9 protein-coding genes are annotated in these 13,363 nt (G+C 75.5%); 1 reads left to right on the top strand and 8 read right to left on the bottom strand.

What is annotated here, in order from left to right; genetic code table 11:
• Entirely contained in the window at positions 1 to 1,584 is a 1,584-nt protein-coding gene (locus tag GNZ18_RS24485; RefSeq protein ID WP_156218904.1) for an AMP-binding protein, read from the top strand.
• Between the two features lie 127 nt (positions 1,585 to 1,711).
• Here GNZ18_RS24485 and GNZ18_RS24490 read toward each other — a convergent pair whose 3' ends face one another.
• The 8 genes from GNZ18_RS24490 to GNZ18_RS24525 all read right to left on the bottom strand — a co-directional run bounded on the left by GNZ18_RS24490 (position 1,712) and on the right by GNZ18_RS24525 (position 13,310).
• On the bottom strand, positions 1,712 to 2,020 hold the full coding sequence (locus GNZ18_RS24490; RefSeq protein ID WP_156218905.1) for a hypothetical protein: 309 nt from the start codon (positions 2,018 to 2,020) through the stop codon (positions 1,712 to 1,714).
• Positions 2,021 to 2,178: 158 nt separating this feature from the next.
• Complete coding sequence (locus GNZ18_RS24495) at positions 2,179 to 2,613, bottom strand: enediyne antibiotic chromoprotein (RefSeq protein WP_173390880.1); 435 nt, start codon at positions 2,611 to 2,613, stop codon at positions 2,179 to 2,181.
• Positions 2,614 to 2,762: 149 nt separating this feature from the next.
• On the bottom strand, positions 2,763 to 3,542 hold the full coding sequence (locus GNZ18_RS24500; RefSeq protein ID WP_214616792.1) for a methyltransferase domain-containing protein: 780 nt from the start codon (positions 3,540 to 3,542) through the stop codon (positions 2,763 to 2,765).
• Positions 3,543 to 3,699: 157 nt separating this feature from the next.
• Positions 3,700 to 7,086, bottom strand: a complete 3,387-nt coding sequence (locus tag GNZ18_RS24505; protein ID WP_312874703.1) for an ATP-dependent helicase — start codon at positions 7,084 to 7,086, stop codon at positions 3,700 to 3,702.
• A 66-nt stretch (positions 7,087 to 7,152) separates the two neighbouring features.
• Complete coding sequence (locus tag GNZ18_RS24510; protein ID WP_312874704.1) at positions 7,153 to 10,392, bottom strand: ATP-dependent helicase; 3,240 nt, start codon at positions 10,390 to 10,392, stop codon at positions 7,153 to 7,155.
• Positions 10,393 to 10,544: 152 nt separating this feature from the next.
• Positions 10,545 to 10,868: an MGMT family protein gene (locus tag GNZ18_RS24515; RefSeq protein WP_312874705.1), complete on the bottom strand. Its 324-nt coding sequence runs from the start codon at positions 10,866 to 10,868 to the stop codon at positions 10,545 to 10,547.
• Entirely contained in the window at positions 10,852 to 12,426 is a 1,575-nt protein-coding gene (locus GNZ18_RS24520) for a S8 family serine peptidase (protein WP_312874706.1), read from the bottom strand. Before GNZ18_RS24520 ends, GNZ18_RS24515 begins: the two co-directional genes overlap by 17 nt.
• Entirely contained in the window at positions 12,420 to 13,310 is an 891-nt protein-coding gene (locus tag GNZ18_RS24525; protein ID WP_156218909.1) for a hypothetical protein, read from the bottom strand. The genes GNZ18_RS24520 and GNZ18_RS24525 overlap by 7 nt, the downstream gene beginning before the upstream one ends.
• Positions 13,311 to 13,363: the final 53 nt, after the last annotated feature.

Below are 13,363 nucleotides of genomic sequence, written 5' to 3' on the forward strand. Positions count from 1 at the left end.
ATGGTGTTGGACAGGGTCCGCTCGTTCGCGAGCCTCGGAGCGCGGGCGGCGCACGCCGTCCGCGACACCGGGATGCTGGCGCCGGTGCGTCCGGACCGCGCGGCGCGGCTGCCGCTCCCCTACCTGCGGTTCGGCGCCGTCCCCGCCACGATCGGCGCGATGGCGGCGCTGCGGTTCCCCGGCCGGACGGCGCTGATCGACGAGTACGGCGCGCTCACCCACGAGGAGCTGGAGCACGCGGCCGCCGCGCTGGCGCGGGCCTTCCACGACCGCCTCGCCGACCCGGACGGCAGGGTCGGGATCCTGTGCCGCAACCACCGGGGCTTCGTCGCGGCCCTGCTGGCGGCGTCCCGGCTCGGCAACGACGTCGTGCTCCTCAACACCGACTTCTCCGCCGCCCAGCTCGGACGGGTCGCCGAACGCGAGGGCATCGGGCTGCTCGTCCATGACGAGGAGTTCGGCGCGCTGGTGGCGGAGTCCGCGTACGCCGGTGGGCGGGCGGCGGCCTGGACCGGCGGGCGCGTCGAGGCGGGCGGGTCCCGGCCGCACCGGGCGGGCCGGACCAGCCGCGTGATCGTCATGACCTCCGGCACCACCGGCACGCCGAAGGGCGCCCGGCACGAGGTGTCGCTGACCGCGCTGCTGCCGGTGGCGCTGAGCCATCTGATGCGCGTCCCGGTCCGCTCCGGGGCGCCGATCGTGATCGGGCCGCCGCTGTTCCACATCCTGGGGCTCGCCTACATGTCGGTGGGGCTGGGGATGGGGATGCCGCTCGTGCTGTCGCGGCGGTTCGACGCGTCCGAAACGCTGCGGGCGATCCGCGACCACCGCGCGGAGACTCTGGTCGCGGTGCCCGTCATGCTCCAGCGGCTCCTGGACGCCGGGCCCGACCCGGCCCCGCGCCTGCGGGCGGTCGTCTGCGGCGGGTCGGCGCTGCACCCGCACCTGTCGGAGGCGTTCATGGACGCGTTCGGCGACGTGCTCGTCAACGTCTACGGGGCGACCGAGACGGGCTGGGCCACGATCGCCACGCCCGCCGACCTGCGCGAGGCCCCGGGCACCGTCGGGCGGCCCTCGTTCCGCCTCACCATCAAGATCCTCGGCGAGGACGGTCGGGAGCTGCCCCCGGGCGAGACCGGCGAGATCCACGTCGGCGGCGGGCTGCGGTTCGCGGGCTACACCGGGGGCGGCGGCAGGCGGGTGCGGGACGGGCTGACCGCCTCGGGAGACCTCGGGCACTTCGACGGCGCCGGACGCCTGTTCGTCGACGGCCGCACCGACGACATGATCGTCTCGGGGGGCGAGAACGTCTTCCCCGGCGAGGTCGAGCGGCTCCTGGACGGCCACCCGGGCGTCGCCGAGGTCGTGGTGACCGGCGTGGACGACGAGCGGTTCGGGCAGCGGCTCGCCGCCCACGTCGTCCGCGCCCCCGGGTCGGATCTCGGCGAGGACGACCTCAGGGCGTATGTGAGGAAGCACCTGGCCCGGTACAAGGTGCCCAGGGACGTGCGCTTCGTCGACCGGCTCCCGCGCACCAGCACGGGCAAGGTCAAGCCGAAGGAACTGCGCGAACAGGGCGGATAGCCGGACGGGACAGGGCTGGGCGGTGCAGGGCTGGGCGGTGCAGGGCCGCGCGAGGAACGGCGCCCGGACCCGGGCCGCGGGGAGCTCGGGCGCCGTCCCGGCGGGGGCGGTCCGTCAGCACGGACGCTCAGGCGGCGCCGGCGCGCTCCTTGGCCGCCATGCAGATGCGGGCCAGGTCGTTGAGGGCGTCGGCGCGGCGCTCGTCCACCGACCGGCCATCGCCCGGGGCGGCCTCCGCGAGGGTGTCGATGACCAGGGAGAACACGGGCCATTCGGCAGGCCCGATGGCACCCTGGAAGTCGACGCCGTCCGCGAGGTCGTCCAGGTCGAGGTTGCGGGCGAAGGTGGCGAGGGCGGCCTCGGCCGCCACGACGCCGATGCGCATCGCCAGCGCGGCCGGCTCGCGGTCGAGGGAGCGCACGTTGCTGGAACCCATGGCGGACAACCTAGAACATACGAGCGAGCCACGTCGAACGTTTGCTCGAAAAACAGCCGTCCGAAAAAGCGGCCTCGGCGGAGTGCCCGCGCCGGAGCCGCCGATGAGGGCGGCCCGGCGCGGGCGGAGGGCGCGGAGGCGACGGGCGGTGCGCGGCGTCAGCGGAACGAGACGGGGACGCTTCCGGCGTCCTCGCCGTCCTCGTCGCCGACCCCGACCGTGCACCCGACCTGCGCGCAGTCGACCGCGACGCGCGGCCGGTCGCCGCTCGCCGCCTCGAACCTCCGGTGGACGGTCAGCGCCACCCTGAACGCGCCGTTCCCGTCCGGGGTGATCCGGACGCGGTTCCCCTGGTCGCAGGACGGCTCGCCCTCCTCGACGGCGCCGCACTGCTGGGCGTAGTAGGTGTCCTCGGGGTCCAGGCCGTCGCCCGACACCTCGACCCTCGCGGTCTCCGCCAGGGAGGTGGAGGGACGCACCGTGACGGCGACCTCCCGGCCGCGCGCGGCGGCGAGCGACGGGTACGGGGCGGCGAGGGCCACCGCGAGGCCGGCGGCGGTCGCCGCGCCCGTCCTGACCAGCAGAGAGTTCACGATATTGGGCTCCATTCCGGCCGACTTCAGATAATCACCAACCGTAATGAAGTAAATACGTGAAGCGACATAACCGGACAGTGAGCGCACCATGCCCACCAGGGACACCTTCCGTCCCGGTGGCCACGTTCGCGCCGCGCCGGCGGGCGTCAGCCCACGACGGCGTGCAGGTGGAGGTAGGAGTGCGTGAAGTGCAGCTCCCCGTCGACCAGGCTGGGGCGCATGCCGGTCGCGGGGCCGCCGGCCAGCTCGTCCTCCAGCTCCTGGCGGATCTGGGCGGCCACGTCGTCCGGCGTCCGGGACAGCTCCAGCCACGGGCGCAGCGGGCGGGTGAAGGTGAACTCCTCGCGCCGCTTCACCTCGGCGCCCGCCGCCGTGACGAGGTCGGTGATCTGGGCGGTGGTCAGCGCGGTGCCGTGGGACGGGTCGCGCAGCCGCTCGATGCGGTCCGGGTCGCCGGCGGCGCCCTCGGGCCGGACGAGGTCGGCGATGATCAGCGCGGCGCCGGGCCGGCTGACCCGGACCATCTCCCGCACGAGCGCCTCCGGCCCCGCGACCTGGTGGAGGGAGAACCGCGTCACCACGAGCGTGAACGACCGGTCGACGTAGGGGAGGTCGGTGGCGTCGCCGTGGGTGAAGGTGAGGTTGGTGAGGCCGTCGCGGTCGGCCTCGCGCTTGCCCTCGGCGAGCATCGCGGGCGTGAGGTCGAGCGCGGTGGCGTGCCGGACGCGGCGGGCGACGGCGCGGGAGACGAGCGCGGTTCCGGCGGCGACCTCCAGCACCACGTCCTCCGGGTCGAGTTCGGGCTCCATGAACCGGACGAGCCGGTCCAGGTGGCGGGTGAACGCGACGTTCAGCCGGGGATCGGCGAACCCCGCCGCCTGCTTTGAGAACTCCCGTACGACTTTGTCGTCATGCGTCACCGTCACGTCGCCTCCCTGAGGTAGTGCCCGGATCATCCCCGAAACCACGCACGGTGAACAGGGGGAAGTGAGAGTCATCACCCGGCGGCGTGACACGTCCCACGTCACGGCGAAAGGCAAGCTCACAACGCCGGAACCGGCCGGATCCAAACCCGAGCGGGGGTCAGGCCGACGGGACGGACTCCAGCAGCGCCGCCAGCCCGTCCGCGTCGAGGAGGTCGGCGGGCCGGACGGTGCGGTTCGCGCTGACGTAGTGGAAGGCCGCGCTGACCCGTCCGACCTCGACGCCCGCGAGCTCCGCCCAGGCCAGCCGGTACGCGGCGAGCTGCACGGAGGCGAACCCCGCCTCGTCGCCGGACGGCGGCGACCCGGTCTTCCAGTCGACGACCTCGTAGCCGCCGCCGCGCGAGCGGAACACGGCGTCCATGCGGCCCCTGACCAGCCGGTCGCCGATGATGGTCTCGAACGGGACCTCGATGTCGAGCGGCTCCCGCGCCGCCCACTCCGACTCCTCGAACCGCTCCCGCAGCCGTGCGAGGTGCGCGTCGTCGACGGCGCCCTCGTCGGCGGCGCCGGGCAGCTCGTCGGGGTCCAGGAGGCGCTGCTGTCCCCAGCGGCTCTCCAGCCAGGCGTGGAACGCGGTGCCGCGCCGCGCGTAGGGGGCGGGCGGCCGGGGCATCGGTCGCCGGATCTGCCGGGCCAGCGCCGCCGGGTCGCGCGCGAGCGACACCAGCGACGACACCGACAGGTTCTGGGGCAGCTCGACGAGCGTGCCGTCGCCGCCGCGCCCGCGGTCGCGCTCGGCGAGCAGCAGCTCGACGTCGCGCGCCCACGCGGTCATGCGGCCCCGGTCGGCCTCCGACAGGCCGTCGTCGCCGGCCCAGTGGCGGGTGCGGCCCGAGATCGCGTCCTCGACCATGCGGGCGGCCTGCACGACGGCCTCGTACCGCTCGCGGGCGCCCGCGTCGGCGCGGCCCCGCTCGCCGGGCGCGAGCGGCCACTGCGCCTCGTCGGGATCGGCGAGCAGCGGGTTGGCGGCGCCCTCCTCCGGCGGGTCGGCCCACAGCGCGACCGTCCCGGCGCCCGCCAGGCACACCGCGCGCACCTCCTCCAGGAACGGCGAGGGGCCGAGCGGGCGCCCGGAGGACCCCCACCAGTACCCGGTCGTGATGAGCAGGCTGGACGCGCGGGTCACCGCGACGTAGGCGAGCCGCCGCTCCTCCCGCAGGTCGCGCTCGGAGCACGCCTGGTCGAAGGCGGCGAGGTCGTCCTTGTCGAGGCCGCGCAGCGCGGGCAGGTCGGCGCGGTCGCCGCGCAGCATGAACGGCAGCACGCGCGGGTTCGCCGTCCAGCGGGTGGCGTTCTGCGGCGGCGAGGGGAAGATCGACCCCTTGGCGGGCCCGCCGTTCTTCTGCGGCACGTACGACAGCCCCGGGACGACGACGACCGGCCACTCCAGCCCCTTGGACGCGTGGACGGTGAGCAGCTTCACGCTGTCGGTCTCGCCGACCCGCCCGGCCTCCAGCCCGAACTCCTCGGTCTCGGCGGCCTTGAGGTAGGCGAGGAACGCGCCGAGCGTCGGGTCCTCGGCGTCGCCGGCGAAGGTGGCGGCGGCGTCGACGAAGGCGTCCAGGTCGGCGCGGGCGGTCACCGGATCCAGGCCCGACCGCGCGGCGACCTCGATGTCGAGCCCGAGCGTCCGCTCCACCTCGGTCACGAGGTCGGGCAGCGGGAGCCCGACCTGGCCGCGCAGCGCGCGCATCTCGTCGCGGAGCCGCCGCAGCCGCCCGTAGCCCTCCGGGGAGTAGGCGGCGGGGTCGCCGAGGTCGTCGAGCGCGTCCACGAGGCTGCCGGTCTCCTGGTTCAGCTCGCTGACGAGCTGCCGCAGCGGGTCCTCCGGCTCCCCCGCGGCCGCCTCCCCGGGCCCCGCCTCCCCGGGCCCTGCCTCCTCGGCGGCCGGGCCCTCGGCGGAGGCCGGCGGGGTGACGTCGCGGGCGGAGTCCTGGGCGAGCGCGCGGGCGCGGCGGCCGAGCGCGACGAGGTCGCGCGGGCCGAGCCGCCAGCGGGGCCCGGTGAGCAGCCGGGCGAGCGACGCGCCGGCGGTCGGGTCGTGCACGGCGCGCAGGGTGGCGACGACGTCCTGCACCTCGGGGACGGTCAGCAGCCCGCCGAGCCCGACGACCTCGACGGGGACGCCGCGCGCCTCCAGCGCCCGCCGGATCAGCGGGAACTGCGACCGCTTCCGCGCGAGGACGGCGATGCCCGAGTAGCGGAGCGGCTCGCCGAGCGCGCCGCCGTCGGGCGCGGTCTCGACACCCTCGGCCATCAGCCGGACGACCCGCGCGGCGATCCTGTCGGCCTCGTCCTCGACGGTCGCGAACAGCGCGCACTCGACGCGGCCGCGGTCCTCGCGCCCGGCGCCGGGGACGAGCCGGGGCACGGCGGCGGTCTCGGCGCGCAGCTCCTCCTGGATCGTGGCGGCGGCCTCCAGGACGCGCTCGCCGTTGCGGAAGGACCGGCTGAGCTGGACGACCGGCGCGGGCACCGGACGCCGCCCGGCGACGGCGGGCTGGGCGGGGAAGTCGTGGGCGAACCGCAGCAGGTTCCCGGCGCTGGCGCCGCGCCACCCGTAGATCGACTGGCACGGGTCTCCGACGGCCGTCACCGGGTGCCCGCCGGAGAACAGCGAGGTCAGCAGCACGAGCTGCGCCTGGCTCGTGTCCTGGTACTCGTCCAGCAGGACGACCGAGAACCGGGACCGCTCGATCATCCCGACCTCGGGGTGCCGGTAGGCGATCCGCGCCGACAGCGCCATCTGGTCGCCGTGGTCGATGACCTCCCGGTCGGCCTTGGCCCGCCCGTACGCCTCGACCAGCGGCATGAGCTGCTCGCGGACGGCGTGCTTGGCGAGGATGTCGCGCTGCGGCTTGAGCGGCTTGCGCAGCGCCGCGAACCGCTCGTCCAGCCAGGAGCCGACCTTGCGGACGTCCTCGGGGGTGCGCAGGTGCTCCGACAGGTCGCCCGCCAGCTCCATCACGGCCTTGGTGACGGTGTCGGGCTGCCACTCGACGCGGTCCATCGGGCCGTTGTAGGTGTCGACGACGCGGGAGCAGATCTGCCACGCGACGGCGGGCGAGATCAGCCGCATCGTCGGCTCCAGCGCCTCGCGCAGGGCGTGGTCGCCGAACAGCCGCGCGGCGTAGGAGTGGTAGGTCGAGACCATCGGCTCGCCGTCGAACAGCGCCTCGCCGCCGAGCCGCTCCAGCTCGTCGGCGGGCAGCGCCTCGCGCAGCGTGTCGAGCCGCTTGCGGACGCGGACGCCCAGCTCGGCGGCGGCCTTGCGGGTGAAGGTCAGCCCGAGCACGCGCTCGGGCCGCACGAACCCGTTGGCGACCAGCCACACCACCCGCGCGGCCATCGTCTCGCTCTTGCCCGACCCGGCGCCCGCGATCACCGCCATCGGCGCGAGCGGCGCCTCGATCACCCGCGCCTGCTCGTCGGTCGGCGGCGGGATCTCCAGCAGCCGGGCCAGCTCCCCCGGCGTGATCACCTCGCCGCCCCCTCCACCGCCCCGACGACCGCACCGGCCACCGCGCCGACCAGCGGGCGGGCCGGGTCAGTCGCCAACCTGACCGCCCTCGTCGTGCACCGGACAGCAGGACCGTACGGGACACGTCCGACACTTGTCGTTGGCCCGTGCCTGGAACACCTCGCCCGCCATCCCGGTCGCGACGATCTCGACGAGCTTCTTCGGCCACTCGGGGTCCTCGTCCTGCGAGGGCGGCGGCTGCTCCTGCTCGCGGGCCCGCGCGGCGAAGGCGGCCTTGCCGACCTGGACGAGCTTGGCGCCGCCGGGCTCGATCAGGCCGTGCCGCTCGAACGCGCCGAGCATCACCGCGTACTGGTAGACGCCGAGCTGCGGGTGCCGCGCGAGGTCCTCCTTCGGGACGGCGCCGCTGGAGGTCTTGATGTCGATGATGACGGCGCGGCCCTGCTCGTCGCGTTCGGCGCGGTCGATGCGCCCCTTGATGACGACGCGGCCGAGGTCGACCTTGAACGACTCCTCCAGCGCGACGACCTCGTTGGGGTTGTCGCGGTGCCAGGCGAGGAACCTGTCGACCATCGTCGCCGCCTGGTCGCGCTGCTTCTCCGAGTACCAGCCGCTGCGGAAGTCGAGGTCCTTCCAGATCTCGTCGAGCCGCTCCGCGACGTGGACCTCGCTGATCCCGTCGTCGGCGCCCGCCATCTCCGCGACCGCGTGGATGACCTTGCCCATCGTGCTGAACTCGTTGGGCCCGCCCTCCTGCGCGCCGACGGCGGAGGCGAGCAGCCAGCGCAGCCCGCAGGTGGTGAACGCCTCGACCTGGGACGGGGAGATCGTGATCCCCTCGTCCTCGGCGAACGCGGGCCCGGCGTCCGACAGCGCGGTGATCGCGTACCAGTTCTCCGGCCTGGCGCCGCGCACCCCGGCGCGGGCGAGCCGCGCGAGGTGCCCGGCGGCGGCGCGGCGCAGCGGCTCGGGACGGGACGGGTCGGCGACCGCCGAGCGCAGGTCGGCGACCAGCGCCGACAGCGACAGCCAGCGGGTCTTCTCATCGAGCTGCGACTGCTCGATGGCGCCGGGCAGCAGCTCGTTCAGGAACCGGGACGGGCGCTCCTCGGTGTCGTCGCCGCCGACCGCCGTCACCACCAGCCGTCGGCGGGCGCGGGTGACGGCGACGTAGAACAGGCGGCGCTCCTCGTCCAGCATCTTGGCGGCCATCGACGCGCCCGCCGCGTCCTTCCCGTCGGGCTCGGCCCCGGCGGCGTGCTCGACCAGCTCCTCGACGCCGAGCAGCGACCCGCGCAGCCGGACGTCGGGCCACACGCCCTCCTGCACGCCCGCGACCACGACGACGTCCCACTCCAGGCCCTTGGCGCGGTGCGCGGTGAGGATCCGGACGGCCTCGCCCTCGGGCGCGTGCTCGGCGAGGGTGTCCCCGGCGATCTCCTGCGCGGCGATCGTGTCGACGAAGAGCTCGGGGCCCGCCTGCGGGAGCCGGTCGACGAACCGCGCCGCGTGGTCGAACAGCGCGACGACGGCGTCGAGGTCGCGGTCGGCGGCGGCGCCGCGCGTCCCGCCCTTGGCGCTCTGCTCCAGCAGCACGTCGGCCCGGCCGCTCTCCCGCCACACCTCCCACAGCACGTCCTCGGCGGTGCCGCCGTCGTGGACGGTGCGCCGCGCCACCTCCACCAGGTGCGCGACGCGCTCGGCGGGCGCCCGCACCCTCTCGTGCACGGCGACCAGCTCGCGCGGATCGTTCACGGCGGCGATCAGCAGGTCGCCCAGCGGCCGCTGCCCGCCCGACAGCTCCTCCAGGTCGCGCAGCGCGCGCTTGAGGCGCCGCATGGCGAGGGCGTCGGCGCCGCCCAGCGGGCCGGTGAGCAGGTCCTCGGCGACCACCTCGTCCAGGAAGCCCTTCTGCAGCGCCGCACGCAGCAGCAGCAGGAACGGGCGGACGGCGGGCTCGGCGACCAGCGGCACCTCGTCGCCCGCGACCACCACCGGCACCCCGGCCTGGGCGAGCGCGCGGCGCAGCACCGGGACCTGCCGGATCGCGCTGCGGACCAGCACCGCCATCCGCGACCACGGCACGCCGTCGAGCAGGTGCGCGCGGCGCAGCTCGTCGGCGACGAGCGCGGACTCCTGGCTCTCGGAGTCGGCGATCACCGCGCGCACTTCATCGGAGGGTCCAGGGGGGGCGCCCCCCCTGACAGACGCAGCACGCTTTTCATCGGGGGGTCCAGCGGGGGCAGACGCTGGGCGGACCTCGCCGTCTTCGAGGCCGTCCGGAAGGCGGAGCGCGCGGTGCTCGGCGGCGCCCGCCGACCCGGCGGGGAGCCGCCGCGCGATCCGGCGGGACGCCTCCAGGATCTCCGGGCCCATCCGGCGGCACGTCCGCAGCGCGACCACCGGCGCGGGCCGCCCGTCCAGCGTCGGGAAGCGGGTCGGGAACTCCTGGATGCCGCGCACGTCGGCGCCCCGGAACCCGTAGATCGACTGGTCGGGGTCGCCGACGACGACGAGGTCGCGGCCCTCCCCCGCCAGGTGCCGCAGCAGCGCCTCCTGCGCGGGGTCGGTGTCCTGGTACTCGTCGACGAACACCGCGTCGTAGGCGTCCTGCTCGCGGATCCGCGCGTCCTCGTCGACGAGCGTCCCGGCGGCGCGCTGGATCAGCTCGCCGTAGTCGTAGGTCTGGACGGGGTCGAGCGCGAAGCGCTGCTCGTACCGGTCCATGAACGAGCCGATGGCGGGCCAGTCGTCGCGCCCCCGGATCCGTCCGAGCGCGGCGAGGCCGTCGGAATAGTACTGGCGCTCTACCGCCCGCAGCGTGAAGTCGCGCAGCTCCTCGGCGAAGCCGCGGGTGGCCAGCGCGGCGCGCAGCCGCTCCGGCCAGTCGCGGGCGCCGTCGGCCAGCTCGCCCTCCAGCAGCCGCCGCACCTCCAGGAGCTGCTCGGGCCCCGACAGCAGCCTCGGCGCGTCCTCCCCGTTCAGGACGGCGTCGCGGCGCAGCAGCGCGAACGCGTAGCCGTGGAAGGTCAGCGCGAGCGGCGTCCGCGTCGTGCGGTGCAGCCGCCCGGTGATCCGCTGCCGCAGCTCGCCCGCCGCCTTGCGGCTGAACGTCAGGACGAGGACGCGCTCGGGGTCGGTGCCGCGGTTCTCGATCCGGTCGACGACCGCCTCGACGATCGTCGTCGTCTTGCCGGTGCCGGGCCCGGCGAGCACCAGCATCGGCCCGCCGGCGTGCTCGACCACCCGCCGCTGCTGCTCGTCGAGCAGGGGCGGGACGGCGCGCGCGGGACCCGCGCGACGCACGAGGCGATAGGAAGCTTGCGGCACAACATTTCATTGGAGCAGATCACCGGGGCCGTTCGGACCACATCGCACGCATGTCGCGCATGTGGCGAGGTCGCACGGCGGTGATGAAGGGGGGCGAGGCGGTCAGGGCGTGAGAAGCGTCACGGGGGTCAGGGCGCCTCGTCGACTTCGACGTCCATCCAGCGGGCGCGGGACATGTCGACGCGGCTCCCGTCCGGGCGCAGCGGCGTGCCCTCGGCGCGGTAGTGCTCGTGGGCGACGATCTCGTGGCCGCTCGGGGGTCTGCCGTCCGACCGGGTCACCCGCCACCACGGGACGGCGCCCCCGTACAGCGACATCACGCGCCCGACCTGCCGGGGCCCGCCCTTCCCGACGAGTTCGGCGAGGTCCCCGTAGGACATGACGCGACCGGGCGGGATCCGCTCGACCGCGTCCAGGACGGCCTCGGCGTACTCGTCAGGTTCCGACCACACCGTCCGATCCTCCCGCATCACCGGAGTCGTCGGGCTCGCCGGGCGGGCGCGCCCCGTTCGGCGGGGGCCCCGGCGGCGCGAACGACGGCGCGCCCGGCGGCGTGTTCGATGGTGTGTTCGGTGGCGTGTTCGGTGGCGGCGGATACGCGGGGCCGGGCTGCCGCATGTACGAGGGCGGACGGTGCGGAGGGGCGCCGGGCGAGCGGCCCCCGAAGGAGGGGGGCTGCCCGGGGCGTCCGCCGAACGGAGGCCCGGTCGGCCCGCCGAAGAAGCCGGCCGGGGCGGGCGCCAGGGCGGGGCGGGGGTGGCGGCGGTGGAAGGCCACCGAGATCGCCACGGCGGCCAGCGTCCCGCCTGCGCCCACGACGATGATCGCCAGGATCAGCGGGTTGACCCACCCGGGCCGGTCGATGATCGCCACCGGGCCCGGCTCGGCGTCGCCGAACCGGTCGCGGGCGGGCTTGCCCGCGGCGGCGCCGGGGCGGGCGGAGGTCAGCGTGTCCGCCGCCGCGAGCGCGCGCTGGGCGTTGACCTGGCCGAACCCGATCTCCGGGCCGTACTTGCCGCTCGGCCCGTAGCGGGTGCCGGCGATGAGCGCCTGGGAGACCAGCGCGGGCGGCAGCTTCGGATGCCGGGCGCGGATCAGCGCGGCGATGCCCGACACGAGCGCGCAGGCGTCGCTCGTGCCGCCGCTGCGGTAGTAGGCGCCGTCGGATCCGGCCACGGGGATGTCGATGCCGGGCGCCCCTAGCAGCACCGAGTAGTTGCGGTTGGAGAAGGGGACGCGGGCGTGCGCGCTGTCGGTCGCGGCGACCGCGATCACGCCCGGGTAGGACGCGGGGTAGGAGTAGGGCGCGAAGCCGTCCCCGTCGAGGAGGCCCCGCTTGTCGCCCTCGTTCCCGGCCGCCGCGACGACCACGATGCCCTTGCCGATGGCGTAGCCGACGGCCTCCCGCTCCTCCGCCGACTCCCGGCTCTCGCCGAGCGAGAGGTTGATCACGTCGGCGCCGTGGTCGGCGGCGTGGCGGATGCCGCGCGCGACCGCGCTCTCGGACCGCTCGTCGGTGCGGAACCGCCGGTAGCTGGGGTCGCCCTTCTGGCCGATGACGCGGATCGACAGCACCCTCGACTCGGGCGCGACCCCGATGACGCCGTCCTTCCCGCCGGGCCCGTGGCCGTGCCCGGCGATCAGCGAGGCCATGTTGGTGCCGTGCATCTGGAGCGGCTTGGTCCCCGCGTCGATCGGGGCGAGCATGTTCGGGCCGGTGGTGACCGACCCGGCGAGGTCGGGATGGCTCCCCACGACGCCGGTGTCGACCACGGCGACGGTCACGCCCCGGCCCCGCGTGATCTTCCACGCGGCGGGGACGTCGAGGTCGTCCAGGATCGGCTGCTGCGCCGCGCGGATCTCGTCGGCGCGCGCGGCCGCGGCGGGCGCGACCGGGACCCACGCCCCGCAGACCGGCGCGGCGACGGCCGCCGCCGCGAGCACCGCCGCGGCCCCGCGCACGCGGGCGCGGGTCCGGGCGCGCACCGGGGCGCGCATCCGGGTCAGCACCGCCACTCGCTGCGGTCGCAGTCCGGCAGGGACCGGACCGACAGCGACCGCGCCACCGCGCGGCCGAGCTGCGGCGCGACGATGAACGGCTCGCCGGGGCGCGGCTTCTTGACGGCGGCGGCGGGGCGCCCGTCGGTCTGGCCGGACGTGGTCAGCACGACATAGGGGCCGCCGCGGTCGAACGTCCGGTCCTGCCGGGCGGCGTCGGTGAAGCGGGCGGCGGCCGTCCCGGGGAACGCGGCGGCCTTCAGCGCGGGGGCGACGGTGCCGGTCCCGTCCGGGCCGTGCGAGTCGGGAAGCTCCTTGAACGCCCTGTCGGCCTGCCAGGGGTCGGGGAAGACCGCGACGCCGACGGTGACGACGACCCCTTCGAGCTGGTCGGTGTAGGTGGCGCGCAGCACCGCCTTGCAGCCGTGCTTGCGCAGCGTCGTCATCAGGCCGGGGTCCACTCCCTGCTCGCAGCCGGTGTCGGGGACGATGCCCATCCGCGTCGCGTACTCGCTGCGGCCCTCGTCGGGTGCGTAGCTGAGCCGCGCGGGGAAGACCCGGTCGGCGGGCCACGCCTCCCAGCGCCGCGCGACCTCGGCGTTGGCGGCGCGCTGCAGCTCGGCGTTGGTGGGGTCGCGGTGCAGGGTCGTCCAGGCCCCGGCGGCGCCGATGACGGTCATCGCGAGGTAGCAGCAGCCGACGACGGCGGCCACGAGCATCCACTGCCGGGCGCGCAGGCCGAGCACGGTCGGCGGACGGATCGCCGGCGGGCCCGCGAGGGGGACGGGCGGCGGGCCGGCGAGGCGGCCGGGGGGCGCGGCGCCGTGGTGGTGACCGGCGTCGGGCGGCCCGGGCGGTCTGGGCGGCTGCTGGGGGGAGGGGGGCAGGAATGCCACAACAGCCAAGATTAACTGGGCTTCACGACATTCCGCCCTGACATCGCGGTAAG

This window comes from Actinomadura litoris (assembly GCF_009733595.1).
Lineage (GTDB): Bacteria > Actinomycetota > Actinomycetes > Streptosporangiales > Streptosporangiaceae > Spirillospora > Spirillospora litoris.

What these genes read in the sequence shown, in the direction of transcription:
- GNZ18_RS24485 (WP_156218904.1), top strand. Translation starts at nt 1, where the DNA reads ATGGTGTTGGACAGGGTCCGCTCGTTCGCGAGCCTCGGAGCGCGGGCG.
- GNZ18_RS24490 (WP_156218905.1), bottom strand. Translation starts at nt 2,020, where the DNA reads ATGGGTTCCAGCAACGTGCGCTCCCTCGACCGCGAGCCGGCCGCGCTG.